We start from the raw sequence: 23672 nt of genomic DNA on the forward strand, positions 1-23672 counted from the left end.
CGCAGATGCTCGCACACTCGGCCGCCGGTGCGGACGGAAAGTGTCGCTGCCGTTCAATGAACGTGTTTGCAGGTTGCGACTCCGGCGAACCGGCTCGCGGCCCGCACCACAGGCGAGGTATGAGTCGGCAAAGGGATTGGTGCATAACCTGTCTGGCCGCCTGGTTGCATCCGGACCGGTGTCGGTTCCCGCGCGTAGGCTAGTGCCACGGATGGTTTGCTGCGCAAGGAAAAGGAATCTCAGTGCCACAGGTAGGGCGATGGTCCGGTGACCCGGTCTGGCTGGCCGACGTACTCCGGGCAGAAGGTATCGACCTCGTCGAGTATCCGGGTTGGCGTACGCGCGGGCACGGCGATTTCAAGGACATCCGCGGAGTGATGGTGCATCACACCGGGTCGGACAACGCCACGGCCGCATCGATCGCCGATGGACGCCCCGACCTTCCCGGCCCGTTGTCGCAGTTGCACATCGCGCGCGACGGGACGGTGACGGTGATTGCGCTCGGGGTGGCCTGGCATGCCGGTATCGGTATGTATCCGTGGTTGCCGACAAACATGGGCAATTGGCACATGATCGGGATCGAGTGCGCCAACAGCGGTACCAGCCCCACGGCGCCGCATCGCAAGAACTGGCCTGATGCACAGTATTTCGCGCTGGTGCGGTGTTGTGCCGCGATCAATCGCCGCTTGGCGCAGAGCTCCGAACGCACCATCGGGCACAAGGAGTATGCGGGCCGCGCGCAAGGAAAGTGGGATCCGGGCGCCATCGACATGGACATCCTGCGCGCCGACATCCAGGCGCAGATCGGTGACGTCGCGAAACCCGCGCCCACGCCCAGGCCGCCCGTTCCGGTGGGGCAATACACCGATGTCCTGTTGTTCCGGCCCATGGAGGGGCCCGAGGTTTCCGCGCTGCAGCGCCGGCTCAAGTCCGCCTACACCGCGTATGCGGGGGATCTCGAGGTCGACGGCGTCTTCGGCCCGCAGACCGAGGCCGCGGTCAAGGAGTTCCAACGACGCACCCGCGGACTGAAGGTCGACGGAATCGTCGGCCCGGCCACCGCAGCTGCACTGCGGCTGTAGTCGCAGCCGGGCTGTTGGGGCATGCAGCGAACTACCGATTCGGCGTGGCTCAGCTTTCACACCAGTAACACATATCGACCACCGCTGCCGGTCACCTTGGGTTGACGCTGCAGAAAGTTTGCTGGCGTGTCGGGGTGTGATCTACCGCTCACTTTTGCCGGAGATGGTAAGAATTGCTATTGACGGCCATGCTGCTCGGGAATTGTGCGACGTCATAGCGATGCTGCGAAGTCCCTGGTAACAAGCTTTTAATCAAAAGCGTCCAAAAGGTAACGAGTCGATAACGAAGAATTTCCTAAGCGCATTCTGAGAGACTATTGACGGCTGTCGCGTATTCGCTGTGAAGTCGTAGAGGACCTGTCGGTTTCGTCGCTAGACTCAATGCAACCGCGCCACTCCCGGCGCAGATCGACTTGAAATCTAGAGCCGGTGAAAGCCTTGCCGGCGGAGGTGCCGATGACGATGGCAAACAACTTCCTGCGTGCGCTGGTCGCAGCGCTGCGCCCCGGCCATGATGACCGCGCCATCGACGACTCGTCTGTCCGCAGCGTCGCATTCGACGGTGCGCTCGACGACATCGATGTCGCCGGCCTGGCCGAGGTCGGACGCGGGCCGATCGGCGACATTGCCGTCGATCCCGACCGCGAAACCGTGGTGGTCACCAACACCGCGGCGCAGAGCCTGACCGTGATCAACCCGCACACCATGGGCGTGGTGGGTTCGGTCCGCCTCGCGGGAGACCCCTTCGCCGTCGTGGCTGCTGATGACCGGGCCTACGTCAGCGTGGGCACCGCCGGGCACGACGCGCTCGTGGCCGTCGACACGATCACCGGTGCCGTGCTCAACGAATACCCGCTGGCCTTCACCGTCACCGCCCTGGCCATCAGCCCGGACGGCAAGCGCGTCTTCGCCGGCCGCGCGGGCCACGAGCGGATCGACATCGCGGTCATCGACACCACCGCCGAGCGTGTCGGCACCATCGACATCGCCACCGGTGCGGGCGTCAACCTGGACGCCCTGCAGATCGACTCGACCGGTAAGCGCCTGTACGTCGCCACCTCAGATTTCCGCGGCAGCCGGCTGGTCGTCGTCAACACCGAAACCGCCCAGGCGCAGGCCACGGTGTGGATCGGCGCCCCGATCCGCGACATCGCGATCGGTGATGGCGTTGCCTACGTGTTGACCTCTGACCGTGAGCACCGCGGTGTGGTGCACACCGTGGACCTGTCCGCCGGGACCGTGGTGGACGCCGTCGAGGTCGGCGGGGCACCCACGCAGCTGGTGCTGAGCACTGACGCCACCCGTGCGTACCTGGTCGACTACGACCGCGTCATCGTCTGGTGCACCCTGAGCAGCGAAATTCAGGGCAGCATCGACGTGCATGCACAGCCCGCAGCGGTCGCCGTGCGCGACAACGGCACTCGGCTCTACATCGCCGACTACGCCGGCCACGTCAACGTGTTCGACGTCGCCGAGTCGCTGTACTCGCAGCTGGTCTCGGCAGACGCGATCGAGATGCACCAACTGCCCGCCCTGGCGCCGGCCGGCGTCTGATTCAGCTGATTCAGCGCCACCGATAGCGAGTGCGCGGCCGTCCGGCCTTGCCGTACTCCGTTTTGCGGAGCACGGTGCCTTCATCGGCCAGACGCTCGAGATAGCGCCACGCCGTCACCCGCGACACTCCGACTCGCTTGGCCGCCTCGTCGGCGGTCAGGCCGTCGGGATCGTCGCGCACAGCGGCGGCAATTCCCTCGGTGGTCTGCGGCGCTGCGCCTTTGGGTGCGGTGGATCTATCTGTGGCAACCCGTAATTCGGCCAATGCCCGGTCAACCTCGGCCTGGCTAGCGGCATCGGTTCCCGACGGCAGCGCCGAGCGATAACGGCGGTACCGTTCCAACCGATCGCGAAATGCCGCGAAGGTGAACGGTTTCAGCAGGTAGGCCAACGCGCCGTGGGCCACGGCGGCGCGCACCATCTCCAGATCGCGCTCGGAGGTGATCGCAATGATGTCGGGTGCGGGCCGTAACCCGGAAAGCCCGGATGCCAAGGAGATTCCGCTGGCGTCGGGCAATCCGATATCCAGCAGTACCAGGTCGACGGGATGCTCAGACGTCACGGCCTCGGCCGCCGCCCGCATCGCGTCCCGGGCGGTGTGTGCCACCGCCGCCACCGAAAACCCTTCCAGACGACCGAGATAGGTCTGGTGGGCCTCGGCGATCAGCGGATCGTCCTCGACGATGAGGACGTTGATCATCTGTTCGGCACCGTTGCGGTCACGACTGAACCGTAGGTGACGTCGGCGCGCAGCGTCCCGCCATGCTTGCGAATCACCTGGGCCACCAGGGCCAGCCCCAGCCCGTGACCGGACGTGTCGGCGGATTTCGTGGAATATCCACGCTGCATGGCCTTTTCGAAGGTATCCGGGTCCATGCCGGGCCCACTGTCGGCGACCCGGATCAACAACTCGCCATCGTCCTGGCTCACTGTGACCTCGATCCACGGATACTCACGGTCACACGCATCCATCGCATTGTCGATGAGATTACCCAGCACCGTCACCATCTCCTGTCCGGAGAGTACGGCCTGGGCGGACAACTGGGTGTCCTCGGTGACCGTCAGCGCGATACCGCGTTCGTCCGCCTGAGCGGTCTTGCCGAGGAGCAGGGCCACGAGGGCCGGTTCGCCGACGGCCAGTGACAGCCGGTCCACCAGGCGTTGCGACAACTCCAACTCGCTGGTGGCGAATCGAACCGCGTCCTCGGGCCGGCCCATCTCCACCATGGTGACCACGGTGTGCAATTTGTTCGCCGATTCGTGCGCCTGTGCCCGCAACGAGTCTGTGAGGACCTGCAGCGAGCTGAGTTCGCCCAGGGCGCCCTGCAGTTCGGTGCGATCACGGATCGTGACGACCTCCGAACCGACGTTGGGGACCCAGGCGCGGTTGACCACCAGCACCCGGTCGGCGGTGACGTGTAATTCGTCTCGCGCTCCGGGATCGGCGCTTCGCAGAAACTGCGGCAGGTCCTGCGTCTGCACGGGCCCGGATGCCAGGCCCAGCAGCCGGCGGGCTTCGTCATTGGCCAGCGCCACACCGTCGCGATCGAGCACGATGAGCCCCTCTGACACCGAATGCAGGATCGCGTCATGGTGGTCGTACATGAGGCGCAGTTCGTCGGGCCGCAGGCCGCGGGTCTGGCGCAACAGCCTGCGCCGGATCGCCCACACTCCGATCAGTGAAATTGCCAGTGCGGCAAGGGTCACCGCCGCGATCGCCGGGAACTGTGCGCGCCAGCGCTGCCCCAGGGTCTGCTGGGTGATCCCGGCCGACACCAGCCCGACGATGCGCCCGTCGCGACCACGCACCGGTGCGATCGCGCGCACCGAGGGTCCCAGCGTCCCGGTATAGACCTCGCTGAATGTCTCGCCGCGCAACGCGGGCTCGACCGTGCCCAGGTAATGTTCGCCGATCTGACTGGGATCGGTATGGGTGAACCGGATGCCGTCCGGGGCCATGACGGTGATGAACGCGATGCCGGTGTTGGTGCGTACCGCTTCAGTAGCCGGCTGCAGAACCTTTGTCGCAGTGCCGGATTCGATGGCCTCTGCAGTCGACGGGGAATCGGCCAGAGCGGTGGCGATACCGATCACCTGCTGTCGGGCCGCGTCCTCACCGTCGCGGCGCGCATCGACAAGGGCCAGCGCCGTGCCGGCCAGCACCACCATCGCGACCACCAGGACCTGCAGCGCGATGGCCTGCCCGGCCAGCGAGCGTGGCCAGGCCCGGCCCGGCAGCTGCCGCCACCAACGCGTCACCGCACCTCCGGATTGTGAACGTCGAGAACTACCAAGATCATGACCCAGATGCCCCTGGTAGCGGGCTCGCTTGGGCATCCTCCGCCGTCTTCCCCCTCGTCAATTTGGGGGTGATATCGGCGTGCGCAGAGTCGTAGACTCGGACCGTAGGCAGGGGTCGAGGGCAGATCCAAGGGAGGCCTGCGATGGGCTGCATCATTCATCGCTTGATGACCGTCGTCACGGCCGCGGTTGCGTCAATGGCAGTGGTGACGGCTGTTTCCCCGGCGGTCGGCAATGCCACCGAGTGCGGAGTGGGCACCGTGTTCGACCCACCTTCGAACACCTGCGTGGCGGCCGCGTTGCCGCCGCCCCCACCGCCCCCGCCGCCCCCACCTCCGGCGTGGAACGGCGACATCACGCCCTACTTCTCGGTGGGCATCTGCGCACCCATTCCGTTTGTCTCGCTCTGCACCGGTATCTGAGCAATCCCTCGCTGCATGAACGTAATGAACTAAAGCGTGACCTGGATCACCCTATGGTCGAAGGTGCTTGTAGAGCGCATTCGAAGATCCCGACCTGGAGGTGGCACCGATGAACGTGTCCGTAGAACCGCACCCCGAACCGGCAGCGCCGGCTCGGCGGGACCGCACCCATTGGCTCTACATCGCAGTCATCGCGGCCGTCGTCATCGGCGTGATCGTGGGGCTTGTGGCACCCGAGGTCGGCAAGAGCGTGGGCGTGCTGGGCACCATGTTCGTCAACCTGATCAAGATGATGATCGGCCCCATCATCTTCTGCACGATCGTGTTGGGGATCGGCTCGGTACGCAAGGCCGCGACCGTCGGGAAGGTCGGTGGCCTGGCCTTCGGCTACTTCCTGGTGATGTCCACGATCGCGCTGACCATCGGTCTGGTGGTCGGCAACCTGATCCACCCGGGCAGCGGCATGCACCTGTCGGAGAGCTCGGCAGGCAAAGGCGCCGAGCTCGCGGAAAAGGCACATGAGGCCGGCGGACTCATGGACTTCGTCCAGGGCATCATCCCCGAGACGTTGTTCTCCTCGCTGACGGCCGGGAGTGTGCTTCAGGCCTTGTTCGTGGCGCTGCTGGTCGGCTTCGCGCTGCAGGGCATGGGCAGCAATGGTGAACCGATCCTGCGCGGCATCGAGTACCTGCAGAAGCTCGTGTTCAAGGTGTTGATCATGATCCTGTGGCTGGCGCCCATCGGAGCGTTCGGCGCGATCGCCAACGTCGTCGGGCAGACCGGCTGGACCGCCGTCACCCAGCTGCTGACCCTGATGCTGGGCTTCTATGTGACTTGTGTGCTGTTCGTGTTCGGTGTGCTAGGCGCACTGCTGCGCGCGGTGTCGGGAGTATCCATCTTCAAACTGGTGCGGTACCTGGCCCGCGAGTACCTGCTGATCTTCTCGACGTCCTCGTCGGAGTCGGCGCTGCCACGCCTCATTGCGAAGATGGAACACCTGGGCGTCGACCGCAGCACTGTCGGTGTCGTTGTGCCGACCGGATATTCGTTCAACCTCGACGGCACCGCGATCTACCTGACCATGGCGGCGTTGTTCATCGCGGATGCGATGAGCGCCCCGATGTCCGTCGGGCAGCAGATTGGCCTACTGGTGTTCATGATCGTCGCGTCGAAGGGGGCGGCGGGTGTGACGGGCGCCGGATTGGCCACGTTGGCCGGCGGATTGCAGGCCCACCGCCCCGATCTGCTCGACGGGGTCGGCCTGATCGTCGGGATCGACCGGTTCATGTCCGAGGCCCGCGCGGTCACCAACTTCTCCGGCAATGCGGTGGCGACCCTGCTCGTCGGCTCGTGGACGCACACCGTGGACAAAGCCAAGGTCGATGCGGTGCTGCGCGGTGACGATCCGTTCGACGAACTCACCATGGTCAACGACCACTCGGACCGCATGCCCGAACCGGCCCGCGCGTAGTCACCGGGCGAAAGGCCCCGGCCGGGAAATCCGGCCGGGGCCTTTCGCATTGAACTCGCAACCGTTCCAGCACGTAACAAGGGTGAGGGCATCACCGACAAGGTGAGTGCGGGGCTTTGAGAAAGAAGACACGACCATGCGGGCATCAATCATCATGCTCGCCGCGTCGGGGGCGGCTATAGGCACACTTCTCGCGACGGCCGGCCCGGCATACGCCGACTCCGCGATCGAAACGATAGGGCTGCTGGAAGCCCAGGGCTTTCAGGTCAACATCGACCGGGTGGGCAGTGCGCCGCTGGATCAGTGCATCGTCACCAGTGTTCGCAACCCACAAACCCAGACGAGACTCATCCGCGTCGAGCGGTTCGGCAAGAACGGCAAGTCCGAATTCGACCTCGTACCCGTCGTGGTGCGGCGCACCATCACGGTGTCGCTGGACTGTTCGAAGTGACCGTCAGCGCTGACAGTTCAGCGACACCGACACGGTCTGGCTGGTAACTGACGGCACGAGGATGCGATCGCCGCCGAGGCCCGGCCCGACGTAGGGCACCAACTGGGAAACCTGTCGGGGGTTACGAACGCTGGTGACCGTGCACTGGTCCAGCGGCGCCGTGCCGATCTTGTCGATGGTGACGGTGTAGCCCTCCGACTGCAGACGGCTGATCGTCTCCTGCGCGGTTTCCTCGGCCGAGGCCACCGCGGACGACGCGCCCGCTACGCCCAACGCAGCCAGCCCGACTGCCGCCAACAGCGACTTCGTGCGCATCGGACTAGTCCTTCCGTCGTGGTCAGTCCATCTTCCCCTACATACATCGTTCTGGGAATTCGATTCGTTCCCACCGCCGCCGAACGTCGAGCGCATAGCATCGCGCCCGTGAACAGCACCATGCAAGATTGGCCACTGACGATCACCGCGATCCTGCGGCATGCCTGCGGGGTCAACGGGGACCGGACCGTGACCACGGCAGGCGGCGGGGGCCACTACCGCACGATCAGCTATCAGGAGCTGGGCGCGCAGGCGGCTCAACTGGCCCATGCCCTGCGCGGGCTCGGGGTCGACGGTGACCAGCGCGTCGGCACGTTCATGTGGAACAACACCGAACACCTCGCCGCCTATCTCGCGGTGCCTGCGATGGGCGCGGTGCTGCACACGCTGAACATCCGGCTGTCGCCCGAACAGATCGCCTACATCGCCAACGAGGCGGCCGACGGCGTCGTGATCGCCGACGCATCTCTGGTCCCGCTGCTGGCCCCCGTGCTGCCGCTGGCCGAGACCGTGCACACCGTGATCGTGGTGGGCGACGGTGACGTGGACGCGTTGCAAGGTGTGACCGTCGTGCGCTGGGACGAGCTGCTGGCCGCGCAGCCCACCGAGTTCGACTGGCCTGAGATCGACGAAAACTCCGCGGCGGCAATGTGTTACACGAGCGGTACCACCGGAAAGCCGAAAGGTGTGGTGTACAGCCACCGGTCGAGCTACCTGCACGCGTTGAGTACCTGCACCGGCAACGCGCTCGACGTCAGCTGCAGTGACACCGTATTGCCGATCGTGCCGATGTTCCACGCCAATGCATGGGGGCTGCCGTATGCGGCCCTGATGGCCGGCGCCAACGTGGTGATGCCCGACCGATTCATGGACGGCGCGTCGCTGATCGACCTGATCGAAACGCAGCGCCCGACGCTGGCCGGTGCGGTGCCGACCATCTGGAATGACGTCATGCACTGCCTGGAAAGCAATCCGGGACACGATATTTCGTCGCTGCGGTTGGTGGCCTGTGGTGGTTCGGCAGTGCCGCTCTCACTGATGCAGACCTTCCAGGAGACCTACGGCGTCTACATCCAGCAGGCCTGGGGGATGACCGAGACCTCGCCGCTGGCCACGGTGGCCAAGCCGCTGCCCGGGGTGTCCGAGGAACGGCAGTGGCAGATGCGGGTCAGCCAGGGCAGGCCGATGTGCGGGGTGGAGGTGCGTGTCGTCGACGACGAGGGCGACGCGTTGCCCAGCGACGGTGCCGCGGTCGGCGAACTGGAAGTCCGTGGCCCGTGGATCACCGGGGCGTATTACCTGGGCCGCGACGCCGAGAAGTTCGACACCGGGTGGCTGCGCACCGGCGATGTCGGCTCGATCGATCGGCAGGGTTACGTGACGCTGACCGACCGGGCCAAGGACGTCATCAAGTCCGGCGGGGAGTGGATCTCCTCGGTGGAGTTGGAGAACCACCTCATTGCCCACCCGGCGGTGCTGGAGGCGGCCGTTGTCGGGGTGCCCGACGAGCGCTGGCAGGAACGCCCGTTGGCAGTCGTGGTGCTGCACGAGGGTGCCTCGGCGGATCCGGCCGAACTGCGGGAATTCCTGGCGGACAAAGTAGTTCGGTGGTGGCTGCCCGAACGGTGGACCTTCGTCGAGCAGGTGCCGCGCACCAGCGTCGGCAAATACGACAAGAAGACCATCCGGGCCCGGCACGCCGACGGCGCCTACGAGGTGGTCACCCTTTAGGCGCTCGCGAGACTAGGCGCGCACGGCGATCGACGAGAGCAGGTCGGCCAGGCGGTCCGGCCGGTCGACCATCGAGTACGTGCGCGCACCGTCGATGACCTCGAACCGCGCGTTCGGAATGATGTCGGCGAGCCGCTCGCCGTCGCCGAGTTCGAAGAACACATCATCGGCCGACCACGCGATGAGCGTCGGCTTGTCGAATTCCGGCAGCCGCGCGGCCACTTCGGTGGTGACCTCGGCGCGCAGGGACAGGGAGAACTGCCGGAGATCCTCGACGATCGCGGGGTTCGACAGCGTGTTCCGCACCCACTCGCGGGTGAACGCGTCGATGTTCGAGTGCGCCAGCCCGGCGAAAGCTCGTCGGCGCACCACAGGGATCCGCATGGCCTGGGTGCCCACGCGGAACAGCGCCCTGGACCGCGCGGCCAGGATCACCGGCTTGAGGATGGGAGGCGGAAAGTGTTCGAACGCATCGCAACTCGTCAGCACCAGCGCACCGATGCGGTCCGGATGGTGCACCGCAACGAGCTGCGTGACCACTCCGCCGGTGTCATTTCCGACCAGTACGACGTCCTGCAGATCCAGTGCTGCCAGGGTGTCGGCGACGACGTCGGCCATCCCGTGGATGCTGTGGTCGGCACCGGGCCGCAGGGGTTCGGGATGCGCGCCCAGCGGCCAGGTCGGGACGATGCAGCGCAGGCCGCGCTCGGCCAGCTGCGAGCTGACCTGCCGCCACAACTGGCCGCCCATCATGTAGCCGTGGACGAAGACGACCGGCCTGCCGTCGGTTGGTCCGAATTCCTCGTAATGGATGGTTCCGGCGTTAATCTCAATGATCGACATGGATGACTCCTGGCTCGATACACATTTACAAACAGCGTGTCCGTAACTTACCAACAGGGTGTATGGAAATCAAGAGACGTACCCAGGAGGAACGCTCCGCGGCGACCCGCGAGGCGTTGATCTCGGCCGCCCGGCGACTGTGGGGCGAACGGGGTTACGCCGACGTCGGCACGCCCGAGATCGCGACGGCCGCCGGGGTGACCCGCGGCGCGATGTATCACCAATTCGCCGACAAGGCAGCGCTTTTCCTGGCGGTGGCGGAGGTGGTCGAGCAGGATGTGATGGTCCGGTTGGCGGAGGCGGTGGCCGCGTCGGGCGCGACGTCACCGGCCGACGCGATCCGGGCCGCGGTCGACGCCTGGCTGGAGGTGTCCGGTGACCCCGAGGTGCGGCAGTTGATCTTGCTCGACGCGCCGAGCGTCCTCGGTTGGGCCGGTTTCCGTGACGTCGCCCAGCGCTACAGCCTGGGGATGACCGAGCAGCTTTTGAGCGAGGCGATCAAGGCCGGCCAGCTCGCCCGGCAGCCGGTCCGAGCGCTGGCGCACGTGCTGATCGGCGCCCTCGACGAGGCGGCCATGGCCATCGCCACCGCCGAGGACCCGAAGAAGGCCCGCCGCGAGATCAGGCAGGTGTTACGCCGCCTGATCGACGCGATGCTGGCGGGCTAGTTTCTCCCGCGACTCAGTCGCCGAAACGGCATTCCAGCAGGAAAAGTTCGAGAACGGGCCTGCTGGAATGCCGTTTCGCGGGCGAGGTGGTTAGCGCTCGGCGCGCTGGTAGGCGGTCACGACGGCTGCGCCGCCGAGCCCGATGTTGTGCTGCAGGGCCGCGGTGACGCCGTCGACCTGCCGCTTGTCGGCGGTACCGCGCAACTGCCAGGTCAGCTCGGAGCACTGGGCCAGGCCCGTCGCACCCAGCGGGTGACCCTTGGAGATGAGACCGCCGGACGGGTTGACCACCCAGCGTCCGCCGTAAGTGGTGTCGCCGTTGTCGATCAGTCGCGGCGCCTCACCCTCGCCACACAGGCCCAGGGCCTCGTACAGCAGCAGTTCGTTGGCCGAGAAGCAATCGTGCAGCTCGATGACCTGAAAATCTTCCGGGCCGAGGCCGGACTGCGCGTAAACCTGCTGGGCGGCTTGCACATTCATGTCGTGACCGATCACATTTTTGGCGCTGCCATCGAAGGTCGAGGCGAAGTCGGTGGTCATCGACTGCCCGACGATCTCGACGGCCTGGGCGGCCAGCCCGTGCTTGTCGACGAACGCCTCGCTGGCCACGATCGCCGCGCCCGACCCGTCGGAGGTGGGGGAGCACTGCAGCTTGGTCAGCGGATCGGAGATCATCTTGGCGCCCAGGATGTCGTCGAGGGTGTACTCGTCCTGGAACTGCGCGTACGGGTTGTTCACCGAATGCTTGTGGTTCTTGTAGCCGATTTTTGCAAAATGTTCAGCAGTGCTTCCGAATCGCTTCATGTGCTCGCGGCCGGCGGCGCCGAACATCCACGGCGCGACGGGGAAGGCGAACTCGTCGATCTCGGCCAGCGCCTTGACGTGCTTGCCGAGGGGAGACTCGCGGTCCTGCGCGCCGCCGCCCAGCGAACCGGGCTGCATCTTCTCGAAGCCCAGCGCCATCGTGCAATCGGCCAGTCCACCGCGAATCGCCTGTGCAGCGAGGTAAAGCGCGGTCGAGCCGGTGGAACAGTTGTTGTTGACGTTGACGATCGGAATGCCCGTCATGCCCAGCTCGTACAGCGCGCGCTGCCCCGAGGTGGAATCACCTGAGCAATACCCGACATAGCCCTGCTGCACCTGGTCATAGGAGATCCCCGCGTCCTCCAACGCCTTGGTGCCCGATTCCCGCGCCATGTCCGGGTAGTCCCAACCCTCGCGCCGTCCGGGTTTCTCGAACTTCGTCATCCCCACACCGACGACGAAAACTTTGTTAGCCATGCCCAGAAACATACAGATCACGGTTTCCGTGGTGTAGAGATAGTTGGAACACGTTCTAGTTTGTTCGAAAGGGTGCGTCGTGCTCAAAGTCGTGCAGTGGGCAACCGGTGGAGTGGGCATCGCGGCGATAAAGGGCGTGCTCGAACATCCCGACCTGGAACTGGTCGGCTGTTGGGTGCACTCGGACGCCAAGAACGGCAAGGACGTCGGCGAGCTCATCGGCGCCGAACCGCTCGGCGTCACCGCCACCAACAGCGCCGAAGAGATCCTGGCGCTGGACGCCGACGCGGTGATCTACTCGCCGCTGATCCCCAACGCCGACGAGGTCGCCGCGCTGCTGCGCTCGGGCAAGAACGTCATCACCCCCGTCGGCTGGCTGTACCCGAGCGAGAAGCAGGCCGCGCCGATGCGGGCCGCCGCGCTGGAAGGCAACGCCACGTTGCACGGCACCGGCATCGCGCCGGGCGGAATCAGCGAGAAGTTCCCGCTGGTTTTCTCCGCGATGGCCACCGGGGTGAACTTCGTTCGGGCCGAAGAGTTTTCCGATCTGCGTACCTATGACGCGCCCGATGTGGTGCGCCACGTCATGGGATTCGGCGGCACGCCCGACACCGCGCTGAGCGGTCCGATGCAGAAGATGCTCGACGGCGGCTTCATCCAGGCCGTCAAGATGATCGTCGATCAGGTGGGGTTCAAGATCGATCCACGGGTCCGCGCCACCCAGGAGATCGCCGTGGCCACCGCGCCCATCGACTCGCCGATCGGCGTGATCGAACCCGGCCAGGTCGCCGCTCGTAAGTTCCACTGGGAGGCCCTCGTCGACGGCGAGCCGGTCGTCCGTGTCACGGTCAACTGGCTGATGGGCGAAGAAAACCTCGACCCGGCATGGACTTTCGGTCCGGCCGGGCAACGCTACGAGATGGAGGTCCGCGGAAACCCGGACTTCACGGTCATCATCAAGGGCTTCCAGTCCGAGGCGGGGGACGAGGGCCCGGAGTCCGGTGTCGTCGCCACCGCTGCGCACTGCGTCAACTCGGTCCCCGCGGTGTGCGCGGCCGAACCCGGTGTCGTCACCTACCCGGATCTGCCGCTCATCACAGGCAAAGCGCGCCGAACCTGAGCTTGCGTGCGAACGATCGCCGAGAACTCGCACGTATCTTCAGAGTCGGCGTACGGAGACCCTACGGCCGCACCAGGATCCGGATCGGGTTGCCCTCCTGACGCTCCAGCTTGTCGATACCCGATGCGATGTCCTCCAGTGACACGATCTCGCTGATCGAGCGGGACAGGTCCAGCCTGCCCAATGAGACCAGCGTCGCCAACGTGGAGATGTCGACGTTCTGATACCCCAGGTGGCCGAGTACCTGCTTCTGGGTCAGGCCGAACATCGACGTCGGTCCGATCGTGGGTTCCTGGGCGCTCATCCCGACTGCGACCAGCCGGCCACCGACCGTCAGCTGGCCCAGCGCCTGCTCGAACGTCGACTTGAGGCCCACCGCATCGAACGCCACATCCAGCCCGCGGCCGCCGGTGACGTCGGCGATCTTTTCACCCAGCCGCTCGTCGCCGGCGTCGAACGCATAGTCGGCACCGAGTTCCAGGGACCGCTCGAGCACCTCGGGTTTGATGTCGACCGCCACCACCGGCACCGCGCCCACCAACCTGGCCAACTGCGCGATGTGGGTGCCGACGCCGCCCAGGCCCCACACGCCGACCGACTCGCCGATACCGACCTTGCCGGTACGAACCACCGCGCCGTACGGCGTCGACACCGCGTCGGCCAGGATTGCGGCCTGCTCCAGCGGCACATTGTCCGGAACCCGCGTCAGCCCCACCGCCTGCGCCAGGGTGTATTCGGCCCACGCCCCGTCGTAGGCGAAGGCCATCAACCGGATTCGCATGCAGTTGGCGATATCTCCGCGCCGGCAGTTGGGGCAATCCATGCAAGGCCGCCCGGCGGCGACGATGACGCGGTCGCCTTCGGACCAGCCCGTGACGCCCGGTCCGAGCCTGGCGATGGTGCCCGACGCCTCATGGCCCTGCGTGACCACTGGGGCCTGCGCGGGGAAGGTGCCGTTGATCAAGCTCAGGTCGGAATGGCAGATCCCGCAGAACGCCACCTTGACCAGAACCTCGCCCGGACCCGGCTCGGGAATCGGAACATCCTCTACCACAACTCGTTTGGTGTCCGCGTAGAAGCGCTCGGCCCGCATGGTCGGCCCAAGATCTGTTGTCATGGCGTTCCCCTCGTCTACCCGGTTACTATCCGCATCATGGCACTTGATCGGGTGGGTTGAGGCGATGTGCCGATTGTTCGGCCTGCACGCCGGCCGCCAGTCGGTGCCGGCGACCTTCTGGTTGCTGGATGCACCGGACAACCTTGCCGAGCAGAGCCGCCACAATCCCGACGGTACAGGTCTCGGCGTATTCGGGGCCGACGGCGTCGCAGTGGTGCACAAGGAGCCCGTGGCGGCGTGGCAGGATTCCGAATTCGCCACTGAGGCACACGATGTCACCGCGACGACCTTCATCGCGCACGTCCGCTATGCGTCGACCGGGTCGTTGGATCCGGTGAACACCCATCCCTTCGTCCAAGATGGCCGGATCTTCGCGCACAACGGCGTGGTCGAAGGTCTGGATGACCTGGACGGCCGGATACATGAACTGGGAGTGACACACCTGGTCAAAGGCCAGACCGACTCCGAACGCGTCTTCGCGCTCATCACCGCCGCCGTCCGAGCGCACAACGGCGACGTCGGCGCGGGCATCGTGCACGCCATCGGCTGGCTGGCCGACAACGTGCCGATCTACGCCGTCAACCTCCTACTGAGCACGGCCACCGACATGTGGGCCCTGCGCTACCCGGACACTCACGAGTTGTATCTGCTCGACCGCAGACACCCGGCACAAGGGCGTCTACGCCTGAGAAGCCGGCGGATCCGCGCCGAATCCGAGAACCTGACCTCGCAGCCGTCGGTGGTGTTCGCCAGCGAACCGATGGACGGTGAGGACTGGCAGCTCCTCACCCCCGGTGAACTCGTACACGTCGACGCAGATCTGCGGATCGAACGTCAACGGGCGTTTCCGGCCCCGCCGCGCCGCCTCCTGCACCGCGACGACCTGTCCGCGCAGGCGGCAGCGTCGCAGCATGCTTAGCTGCGGCTTACCAGCCTGATCCGGGGCCCTGGCACACTCGACTGTCGTGACTTCCAAACGTGCACTGGTGCTCGCCGGTGGCGGTATCGCAGGCATTGCCTGGGAGACCGGCATCCTGCAGGGCATCGCCGACGAATCTCCCGAAACTGCCGACGCACTACTCGCATCCGACGTGCTGGTGGGCACGTCGGCGGGGTCGACGGTGTCGGCGCAGCTCGGCAGCGGGCTGACGCTGGAGGAGCTGTTCGAGCGTCAGGTCGGCACCGCATCGGCCGAGCTCGACCCCGGGACGAGCATCGACACGGTCACCGACCTCTTCGTCAAAGCCATGCTGACAACCAACACCAGCAAGGCGCAGAAGCTGCAGCAGATCGGTGCCGTGGCGCTGGACACCGCCACGATCGACCCGGCAGTGCGGCGCAAAGTGATCGAAGCGCGCCTGCCATCGCGTGACTGGCCGGCGCGGGTGCTGCGGATCTCGGCCATCGACATCGACACCGGCGAACTGGTGACGCTCGACCGGGACTCGGGAGTGTCGCTGGTCGACGCCGTCGAAGCCAGCTGTGCGGTGCCCGCGGTGTGGCCCGTGGTGACGATCGGCGGTCGCCGGTTCATGGACGGCGGCATCGGAAGCGCGGTCAACATGGCGCTGGCCGGCGACTGCGACACTGCGGTTGCGCTGGTTCCGCAAGGCCGCTCGACGCCGTCCCCGTTCGGCGCGGGCGCCGCCGAGGAGGTCGACGGTTTTGCCGGACGGTCGCTGGGGATCTTCGCCGACGACGAGTCCCTGTCCGCCTTCGGCAAGAATCCGCTCGACCCGGACTGCCGGGTACCTTCGGCGCACGCCGGCCGGGCTCAGGGGCGGCGCGTGGCGGCTGAGGTCGCTGCTTTCCTGGCGGGCTGATTCAGCCGTCGAGCGCACGGGCGGTCAGTTCCTGCCCGATCGCGATCACTTCGGCGGCACGGTTGAATTCCAGACTGCGGCACACCGTGCGCGGCACCTCGATCAGCAGGTCGGGAGGATAGGCCGCCAGGGTGTGCCGGGCCAACGCTGCCTGTGCGATGTCGATGGTCCGGTACATCACCTCGAAACTGCCGAGACGCGGAACCCCAGCGGTTTCGGGCAGCTCCGGCAGAGCGCTGCCCGGGTCGACGTCTTCGTCGGTCTCCGGCATCGAAGCGCCGAATCGGCTGAGCACCGCGCGGGCTGTGGGCCGATCCAGCACGCTGCGCACCGAGGCGGTGTCGAGCACCGCTGAGGTGCTGCGCAACATGCGATTCAGCCATTCGGTGGTGGGCCGCGGTTCGGCGCCGGCTCGGTCCGCCGATGTGCTGGGTTCGCTTCCCGAGACGCTGACCGCGATGGTCAGATCCGCATTGACCGCTGCGATCGGGGCCATCGGCAGCGGGTCGAGGATGCCACCGTCGCCGAGCAACCGGCCGTCGAGCACGTGCGGCGCGATCACGCCGGGGATCGCGATCGACGCCCGGATCGCCGAATCCAACGGGCCGCGCTGCAGCCACACCGACTTGCCCGCGACCAGATCCGTCGCGACCGCCGTGTAGGGGATGGGCAGTTCCTCGATCGTGGCCTCGCCGATGATGTCGCGGACCGCGTCGAGGATCTTCTCGGCGCGCAGGATGCCGGCCGCGCTGATCGACGGATCGAGCAGCCGCAACACCGCCCGCTGCGTCAGGGTCCGCGCCCAGTCCGAGAACTCGTCGAGCTTGCCCGCTGCATGCAATCCGCCGACCAGAGCACCCATCGACGACCCGGACACCCCGACGACCTCGTAACCGCGATCGCACAGTTCGTTGATCACCCCGATGTGCGCGTAACCGCGAGCCCCACCACTGCCGAGGGCCAGAGCAACACGCATATGTCCATTCTGGATCATGGGCTGTCGGTGTAACGCCCCTGGCTTTCCACCTGCTGCCACCACGGCCAGCGCTTCGCCATCTGGTGCAGGTCGCTACGCAGACCGGTGTAGTGCACCTCGACGCCGGTCTGCGATTCCAGATCGCGCAGGCCGTCGAGGATCGTCGACGTCAGCCACGGCAGCCGGGACAGGTCGAGCACCACGACATCCGGCCGCGGTTCAGCGGCCGCGATCTTCGTGAGAACGGCGTCGATGTTCGCCCGCAGGTTGGCGGTGTACAGGCCGAGGTCGAATCTCAAGACCAGCGGCTGGGCGCTGACCTGCACAATGTGTGCACGGTTGGCTTCGCGCAGCACGAAGTACAGGGTCAGCAGGACCCCGGCTGCGACGGCGGGCAGCAGTCCGACGGTCAGGCCGAACACCCCGACGATCGCTGCCAGACTGAATTCGAGCTTGTCGAACCGGTAGAGCCGCTGCAGGGCGCCGATGTCGATGAGGCCGAGCACGGCGACCAGCACCATGGCACCCAGCGTCGCCTGCGGCAGCTCAGACAGCGCGGGCGCCAGGAACACCGCGACCAGCACAGCCAGTGCCGCGGTGACCAGGCCGCACATCTGGGAACGGGCGCCGGCGCGCAGGTTCATGCCGGTCTGCGAGAACCCGCCGGCGGGAGGCAGCGAGTGGAAGAACGAACTGACCAGTGCGGCAATACCGTTGGCGGCGAGCTCACGATCGGCATCGACCTGCGGTTCGTCGGCCCGGCGAACACCGCGCGCCACCGCGACGGTTTCGAGGAACGCCATCATGGCGATGGCCAATGCGCCCGGAATCAGGTGCCCGATGTGGTCGAAGGCAGGCAGCGCGGGCAGGGGTATTCCGCGTGGCACCTCGGGGATCAACTGCACGCCCATCGAGGGCAACCCGCCGACCACGGCCAGCGCGATACCGAGCACCACCACAACCAGCGGGCCCGGCACCAGCGGCGCGAACTTGCCGATCAGCAGCAACAGAGTGATCGTGACGATGGACAGCATCACGGTGGGAAGATTGGCGTTGTCGATGTGGTGCAACGCCGACCAGATGATGTGAAAGAACCCGGTGGCATGCGGATCCTCTTCCACACCAAGGAGTTTCGGGATCTGGGCAGCGGCAACAGTCAACCCCACCCCCGCCTTGAGCCCGAGCAGCGTGGCCTCGTTGATGTTCTCGATGATCGTGCCGAGCCGCAGCAGTCGCGCCGCCAGCAGGAACGCGCCCACCAACAGCGTCAGCGTGATCAGGTGCGACTGCGCATCCGGCGAACCCGCAGCGATGCCGGCGCCGACCATGGTCGACGCGCTCAGCGTGGCAATCGTCGACGTCGTGGTGACGCTCGCGGTGCGCGAACCTCCGATGAACGCATACACGACCAGCGGCAGCATGCACGTGTAGAGGCCGAACTGGACCGGCATCCGGGCCACGGTCGCATATGCCATGGCCTGCGGGATGATCACGGCCCCGGCTGCCAGCCCGGCCACCACGTCGGCGCGTAACCACGCGCGCTGATACGGAAGAATTCCCGGCGCGCGCACATTCGCAGTATCGCCCACCACAGACTCATTCGTGGGAGGGTTGAACTGTGGGAGCGTCAACATTCGCGCGAAAGCTCGGTCGCCCCAAGCCTCGCGACGTCATCTCCGGGCTGGTTACGGGATTGTTCTCGATCCCAGAAGGCATGGCGTACGCCAGTATCGGCGGCTTCAACCCGGTCGCCGGAATCTATGCCGGCATCGTGCCCGGCATCATCGGGTCGCTGTTCGCCCGCACCGTGCTGATGGTGACGACGCTGACCAGCGCCATCGCCCTGACATCGCGCAGTGTGCTCAAGGAGGCCGGTCTGGATCCGGCGGATCCGGCAAATATCGCCGCACTGGCCCTCGTGGTCGGTGTGGTGATGCTGCTGTTCGGCCTGCTGCGGTTCGGCTCGATCATGAATTTTGTGTCCAATGCCGTGATGACGGGCTTCTCCACCGGCATCGCGCTGCAGATCGTCGCCGGCGTCCTCGGGGACGCCACCGGCTACAAACCGCAGAGCGGCAACACTATTGGCAAATTCGTCGACTCTCTGGCGCACATCGCGTTGTGGCATCCCGCCGCCGCCGCGGTGGCGCTGGGCACCGTCGCGGTGTGGGCGGTGTTCCACTTCATCAAGCCGCTCGAATCGTTCGCGACGTTGCTGGCTCTCGTCGTCGTGACGGCGGTGGTGGCCGTCGCGCGCATCGACGTCGAAACCGTCGGTGACATCGCGTCGATCGCGAATGCGCTTCCGCCGTTGACAGTTCCGAACTTTGCCGCCATGCCTGAACTCATCGTCGGCGGCGTGGCGGTGGCACTCGTCGCGCTGGCCCAGGCCGCTGGAATCTCGGCCGCGGTGCCCAACCCGGACGGCAGCCGCACCAACATGAACGGCGATTTCCTGGCCCAGGGCGCGGCGAACGTGACGGGCGGGTTGTTCGGCGCGCTGCCGGCCGGCGGTTCACTGTCGCGGACCGGGGTGGCGACCTCAGCGGGCGCACAGACCCGGTGGGCGGGCATCTTCGCCGGGTTGTGGCTCGCAGCGCTGGTATTGGTGGCCGGGTCGGCTGCCGAGATCATCCCGATGCCGGTGATCGGCGGGCTGATCCTCGTGATCGGGGCCGAGCTGGTAGTCGGCCGACTGCCCGATATCAAGCTGGTCCTGCGGGTCGCCCCGCTTTCGGCGGTGGCGATGCTGGTGACGTTCGCGGCCACCACACAACTTCCGTTGCACACCGCGATCCTCATCGGCGTCATCACCTCACTGGTGCTCTACTGCGCGAAGGCGGCAAAAGCCGCGCAGTTGATGGCGCTGACCCCGGCGCCGGGCGGAGGCTGGGAACAGGCGCCGGTGCCCGAGCAGTGCGCCAGCAACGACGTCACCGTGCTGCACTACGCCGGGGTCGGGTTGTTCGCGGAAGTGGCCCGCATCGACGAAACCTGGCCCCGCGCCGATGGCACCACCAACGCCGTCGTCGTGCTCAGCCTGCGCGCGCTGCCCGATGTGCCGTCGTCTGTGACCATCAAGGCGATGCGCCGCTGGGCCGGGCAGCTGGCGGACAACAACGGACGGCTCATCATCTCTGGGGTCGACGCCGCCACCGCGGAGGTCCTGCGGCGGGGCGGGCTCGACGACCTGCTGGGCGACGACGGCATCGTCCCGTCGTCCGACCGCGTCTTCGGAGCCCTCGACACCGCGGTCGCACGTGGCCGCGCCTGGGTGTCCGCCCAGGGCGGCGCTGCCGGGGGTTCGGCGCAGCCTGATTCGAACTAGCAGCGGCTAGCCGCAGAGTTCGTCGGCAGCTGCCCGCGCCGCGACGATGACCGCTGCCTGACGGCCCGGCTCCAGCTGGGCCCACGCCACGTTGTACGTGCCGGGCCCGGGGGCCGCATCGGGTGCCTGCAGGCTCGCCAGATACGGCTCGATCTGGGCCTTGAGGTCGCCGCCCTTGCCTTCCATCCATACCTTGGCGGCGTGACAGGCCTGGAAATACTCCTCTTCGGTGGACTGCGCGTCAGCGCCGACCGCCGTGGTGACCCCGCCGGGGGACACCGCGACCTCGCCGGGCTTGGCCGTGGGGGTCGCCGCCTCGGCCGTTGTGGTGGCCGGCGGGGAGGGCGCCGCGGACTCGCCGGACTGCTCCTTGCCGGCCTCCGTCGAGCATCCGATCAGCAGGCCCAGCGCGGTGGCTGTGACGGCTCCGGCGGTCAGGCGGGTGGTCCACGTGTAACGGCGCATCCCGCCAATCTATGCAACACTGGCGGCCATGACGGAAGGGACCGGATTCCAGGAGTGTTGTCGGGCTCGCTAACGCGCCCGTCTGCCCTGTTCCGCCGTCATTCTTGGAGTTTCTCTGATGTTGTCTACGCTCGCGCCCGTTCCTGCGGTCTCGGCGCCCACCCGGCTACGGCTGCCCGACCTGTTGCACGCCACCGACCGCGCTGCCGACGATGTGTTGTCCGGACGCTACGACAGGTTGCTGCGCAAGCTGCCGAAGGACGACCGCTGGTACACCCGCTTGTCCGGTGACGACGAAGTCGAGGTCTGGCTGATCAGCTGGGTACCCGACAAGTCGACCGAACTGCACGACCACGGCGGTTCCCTCGGCGCTTTGACCGTGGTGTCCGGTGCACTGCGCGAAACCCGTTGGGATGGCGAGCTTCTACGGGGGCGGCGCCTCTCGGAAGGCGATCAGGCGGCCTTCCCACTGGGTTGGGTACATGACGTGGTGCACGCATCCGGACCGGTAACGGTGACGGGGCCGACGCTGAGCGTGCACGCCTACTCGCCGCCGCTGACCGCAATGTCCTACTACGAGGTGACGGCGCAGAACACGTTGCGCCGCAACCGCACCGAGCTCACCGACGCACCGGAGTGATTGAAATGAGCCGAATCGCCACCGTGCTGGAGCAGGCCCGGACCCGGCTGCACCGACTCCCCGCCGAAGACCTTCCCGAGGCCCTTGACGCCGGTGCCGTCCTGGTCGACATTCGCCCCGCTGCCCAGCGTGCCGCCGAGGGTTCGGTACCCGGTGCGCTGGTCATCGAGCGCAACGTGCTGGAGTGGCGCTGCGACCCGACCAGTGATGCGCGGATACCGCAGGCAGTCGACGACGACGTCTACTGGGTGATCCTGTGCTCGGAGGGTTACACGTCGAGCCTCGCCGCGGCGGCGCTGGTCGACCTCGGTCTGCACCGGTCCACCGACGTCGTCGGCGGCTATCACGCGCTGGTCGCCGCCGGTCACGTGTGAGGTTGCGCCTCAGGCGTTTTCGTTGTTGCTCAGCATGGGGCGGAGTTTCTCGGTCATCTCCGGCGTCCAGCCCGGCGGCTGTAGGATCGCCGCCCATGCGTCGGCGACGTTCTTGACGTAGACGTGGCCGTGGCCGTCGGGCACATCGACCGCCACCGCCATGTCCGCGGACACCTGCAGGAACGTCACGATGGGGATCCATTCCATCCGTGGCGATACGTCGTACCCACGTGGCTCACGCAGCCAATCCGGCTTGGCGAACAACAGGTCGGGCGTCCACCACGAGATCGGGTCCGAGGCGTGCTGCAGATACACCGCGCGGGGGTGGCCCCACGGCGCATCGGGCCGGTCCAGATCTTCGGCTTTCGCACTGAACCGCACGTTCTCGCCGTTGTCGTAGATCGGCAACCACTCCGGCGAACCGGCGTCGCGGTCGCGGGTCAGCGTCGTCCAGATCGTGTTCTTGAACGTCGGGCCCGAGAACAGCGCACCGTCGGTGCGGGCGACGAGATTGTTCAGCGACAGGAACGGTGCCTCGCCGCCGAACGATCCCAGGCTCTCGCCGAACACCACCAGTTTGGGGCGCTTGGCCTCCGGCATCGCCCGGACCAGTGTGTCGACGGCCTCGAACAACGCCTGCCCGGCCTGCCGCGCGTTCTCCTGGTCGACCAGGAACGACAACCAACTCGGCAGGAATGAGTACTGCATCGACACGATCGCGGTGTTGCCGTTGTACATGTATTCCAAGGCGGAGGCCTCGGCCTCGTTGATCCAGCCCGTGCCCGTCGTGGTCGCCACCGCGATCACGGCGCGGTCCAGGCCGCCGGTGCGTTGTAACTCCCTGGCCGCCAGGGCCGCGGTGGCCTTGATGCCATCGGCGGAATGCAGACCCGCGTAGGCGCGGATCGGTTCGATCGCAGGCTTACCGTGGAACCGCGAAAGCTGTTGCACAGTAGGGCCGGCCGAGACGAACACCCGACCCTGATGGCCCAGCGACTCCCAGTCGGCCAATGACTGTGGGCCGCCCGAGCGTAGGACCGACGTCGGGGCGGCGAAGTCAGGATCGCTCTCGTCGTTGACGGCCGCGAACGTCCGGTTGATCGTGCTCATCGCCACCCGGACCACCACACCGTTCAGCAGCGCGATCGACAGCGCAAGCAGCAGCGCCACCGTGATAACGGCCGAAACCCGCGGTGGCAGAAAGCGATCCAGCTTGAGGTCCAGGAAACGCACCAGCTTGCGGACCAATTGCCCGATCTCGACGAACGCGAACAGGACCACGAGTGACAGCACCGCGGTCAGCGGGTGATCCCAGAACTTCAGCCGGGGCACACCCATGAAGTCGCGGACCTCGTCCTGCCAGACGTGGAAGTAGATGATCATCAGGATCTGTCCGACGACACCCACGACGAGCAAGGACAACCAGGCCCACTTGGGGGCTTTCGGGCTGGTTTCCGCCGAACGCATGTAGCGGACCAGCCACACCCCGAAAACGCCGAGGCCGTACCCGGTTGCGCCGGCGCCGCCGCTGACCAGGCCCTGGAACAGCGGCCCGCGGGGCAGCAGCGACGGTGTGAGTGAGAACCAGACGAACACCAGACCCACCGCGGTGCCGAAGAACGTGTAATGGCGTGCCCACCACACCGGCTTCTCTGCACCACCTGACTGGACTTCGGGTGCGTCGGCCTCGGATTCGGCGGTCTCGGTCAC

General features: G+C 66.6%; 23 protein-coding genes. 13 read left to right on the forward strand and 10 right to left on the reverse strand.

What is annotated here, in order from left to right; translation table 11 throughout:
- Positions 1-242: 242 nt before the first annotated feature.
- Complete coding sequence (locus ACZYZF_RS16080) at positions 243-1082, forward strand: peptidoglycan recognition protein family protein (protein WP_463836262.1); 840 nt, start codon at positions 243-245, stop codon at positions 1080-1082.
- A gap of 462 nt (positions 1083-1544) precedes the next feature.
- On the forward strand, positions 1545-2636 hold the full coding sequence (locus ACZYZF_RS16085; protein ID WP_463746567.1) for an MmpL3/TtfA transport complex stabilizer: 1092 nt from the start codon (positions 1545-1547) through the stop codon (positions 2634-2636).
- Between the two features lie 10 nt (positions 2637-2646).
- On the opposite strand, the gene ACZYZF_RS16090 is transcribed toward ACZYZF_RS16085, so the two are convergent.
- Complete coding sequence (locus ACZYZF_RS16090; RefSeq protein ID WP_463746235.1) at positions 2647-3336, reverse strand: response regulator; 690 nt, start codon at positions 3334-3336, stop codon at positions 2647-2649.
- Positions 3333-4895, reverse strand: coding sequence for a sensor histidine kinase (locus ACZYZF_RS16095; protein ID WP_463836263.1), 1563 nt, complete (start codon positions 4893-4895; stop codon positions 3333-3335). The genes ACZYZF_RS16090 and ACZYZF_RS16095 overlap by 4 nt, the downstream gene beginning before the upstream one ends.
- Positions 4896-5104: 209 nt before the next feature.
- Here ACZYZF_RS16095 and ACZYZF_RS16100 point away from each other — a divergent pair, with 209 nt between their 5' ends.
- The 3 genes from ACZYZF_RS16100 (at position 5105) to ACZYZF_RS16110 (ending at position 7281) form a co-directional block, all read left to right on the forward strand.
- Positions 5105-5359 carry a hypothetical protein gene (locus ACZYZF_RS16100; protein WP_463746237.1) on the forward strand — a complete coding sequence of 85 codons (255 nt, stop codon included), beginning with the start codon at positions 5105-5107 and terminating at the stop codon, positions 5357-5359.
- 109 nt (positions 5360-5468) lie between these two features.
- Positions 5469-6830: a cation:dicarboxylate symporter family transporter gene (locus tag ACZYZF_RS16105; protein ID WP_463836264.1), complete on the forward strand. Its 1362-nt coding sequence runs from the start codon at positions 5469-5471 to the stop codon at positions 6828-6830.
- Between the two features lie 136 nt (positions 6831-6966).
- Positions 6967-7281 carry a hypothetical protein gene (locus ACZYZF_RS16110; RefSeq protein WP_463746239.1) on the forward strand — a complete coding sequence of 105 codons (315 nt, stop codon included), beginning with the start codon at positions 6967-6969 and terminating at the stop codon, positions 7279-7281.
- Between the two features lie 3 nt (positions 7282-7284).
- On the opposite strand, the gene ACZYZF_RS16115 is transcribed toward ACZYZF_RS16110, so the two are convergent.
- Entirely contained in the window at positions 7285-7596 is a 312-nt protein-coding gene (locus ACZYZF_RS16115; RefSeq protein ID WP_463746240.1) for a hypothetical protein, read from the reverse strand.
- Positions 7597-7704: 108 nt separating this feature from the next.
- On the opposite strand from ACZYZF_RS16115, the gene ACZYZF_RS16120 reads away from it, so the two are divergent.
- Entirely contained in the window at positions 7705-9327 is a 1623-nt protein-coding gene (locus ACZYZF_RS16120) for a fatty acid--CoA ligase (protein WP_463836265.1), read from the forward strand.
- Between the two features lie 12 nt (positions 9328-9339).
- Here ACZYZF_RS16120 and ACZYZF_RS16125 read toward each other — a convergent pair whose 3' ends face one another.
- On the reverse strand, positions 9340-10170 hold the full coding sequence (locus tag ACZYZF_RS16125) for an alpha/beta fold hydrolase (protein WP_463836266.1): 831 nt from the start codon (positions 10168-10170) through the stop codon (positions 9340-9342).
- 62 nt (positions 10171-10232) lie between these two features.
- Here ACZYZF_RS16125 and ACZYZF_RS16130 point away from each other — a divergent pair, with 62 nt between their 5' ends.
- Entirely contained in the window at positions 10233-10838 is a 606-nt protein-coding gene (locus ACZYZF_RS16130; protein WP_463746243.1) for a TetR/AcrR family transcriptional regulator, read from the forward strand.
- A gap of 90 nt (positions 10839-10928) precedes the next feature.
- Here ACZYZF_RS16130 and ACZYZF_RS16135 read toward each other — a convergent pair whose 3' ends face one another.
- Positions 10929-12131 (reverse strand): lipid-transfer protein, encoded by a 1203-nt coding sequence (locus ACZYZF_RS16135; protein ID WP_463836267.1) that lies wholly within the window; start codon positions 12129-12131, stop codon positions 10929-10931.
- A gap of 67 nt (positions 12132-12198) precedes the next feature.
- Between ACZYZF_RS16135 and ACZYZF_RS16140 the strand changes: the two genes are divergently transcribed.
- Positions 12199-13239 (forward strand): NAD(P)H-dependent amine dehydrogenase family protein, encoded by a 1041-nt coding sequence (locus ACZYZF_RS16140; protein WP_463836268.1) that lies wholly within the window; start codon positions 12199-12201, stop codon positions 13237-13239.
- Positions 13240-13300: 61 nt separating this feature from the next.
- Here the strand turns inward: ACZYZF_RS16140 and ACZYZF_RS16145 are convergent, their stop codons facing one another.
- A complete protein-coding gene (locus ACZYZF_RS16145) occupies positions 13301-14356 on the reverse strand; it encodes a zinc-binding dehydrogenase (RefSeq protein WP_463746246.1) in 1056 nt (351 codons plus the stop codon).
- 64 nt (positions 14357-14420) lie between these two features.
- On the opposite strand from ACZYZF_RS16145, the gene ACZYZF_RS16150 reads away from it, so the two are divergent.
- Positions 14421-15275 carry a class II glutamine amidotransferase gene (locus tag ACZYZF_RS16150; RefSeq protein ID WP_463836369.1) on the forward strand — a complete coding sequence of 285 codons (855 nt, stop codon included), beginning with the start codon at positions 14421-14423 and terminating at the stop codon, positions 15273-15275.
- 46 nt (positions 15276-15321) lie between these two features.
- On the forward strand, positions 15322-16179 hold the full coding sequence (locus ACZYZF_RS16155) for a patatin-like phospholipase family protein (RefSeq protein WP_463836269.1): 858 nt from the start codon (positions 15322-15324) through the stop codon (positions 16177-16179).
- Position 16180: 1 nt separating this feature from the next.
- On the opposite strand, the gene ACZYZF_RS16160 is transcribed toward ACZYZF_RS16155, so the two are convergent.
- A complete protein-coding gene (locus ACZYZF_RS16160) occupies positions 16181-17173 on the reverse strand; it encodes a patatin-like phospholipase family protein (RefSeq protein ID WP_463836270.1) in 993 nt (330 codons plus the stop codon).
- Complete coding sequence (locus ACZYZF_RS16165) at positions 17170-18744, reverse strand: SulP family inorganic anion transporter (RefSeq protein ID WP_463836271.1); 1575 nt, start codon at positions 18742-18744, stop codon at positions 17170-17172. The genes ACZYZF_RS16160 and ACZYZF_RS16165 overlap by 4 nt, the downstream gene beginning before the upstream one ends.
- Positions 18745-18773: 29 nt before the next feature.
- Between ACZYZF_RS16165 and ACZYZF_RS16170 the strand changes: the two genes are divergently transcribed.
- Positions 18774-20483, forward strand: a complete 1710-nt coding sequence (locus ACZYZF_RS16170; protein WP_463836272.1) for a SulP family inorganic anion transporter — start codon at positions 18774-18776, stop codon at positions 20481-20483.
- A 6-nt stretch (positions 20484-20489) separates the two neighbouring features.
- Here ACZYZF_RS16170 and lpqV read toward each other — a convergent pair whose 3' ends face one another.
- The gene (lpqV, locus tag ACZYZF_RS16175) at positions 20490-20948 is read right to left on the reverse strand and encodes a lipoprotein LpqV (protein ID WP_463746252.1); all 459 of its coding nucleotides are present in this window, start codon (positions 20946-20948) and stop codon (positions 20490-20492) included.
- Between the two features lie 118 nt (positions 20949-21066).
- On the opposite strand from lpqV, the gene ACZYZF_RS16180 reads away from it, so the two are divergent.
- A complete protein-coding gene (locus tag ACZYZF_RS16180) occupies positions 21067-21588 on the forward strand; it encodes a cysteine dioxygenase (RefSeq protein WP_463836273.1) in 522 nt (173 codons plus the stop codon).
- Positions 21589-21593: 5 nt separating this feature from the next.
- Entirely contained in the window at positions 21594-21962 is a 369-nt protein-coding gene (locus tag ACZYZF_RS16185) for a rhodanese-like domain-containing protein (RefSeq protein WP_463746254.1), read from the forward strand.
- Positions 21963-21971: 9 nt separating this feature from the next.
- Here the strand turns inward: ACZYZF_RS16185 and ACZYZF_RS16190 are convergent, their stop codons facing one another.
- The gene (locus ACZYZF_RS16190) at positions 21972-23672 is read right to left on the reverse strand and encodes an alpha/beta hydrolase (protein ID WP_463836274.1); all 1701 of its coding nucleotides are present in this window, start codon (positions 23670-23672) and stop codon (positions 21972-21974) included.

The organism is Mycobacterium sp. IDUB_24 (assembly GCF_055419385.1).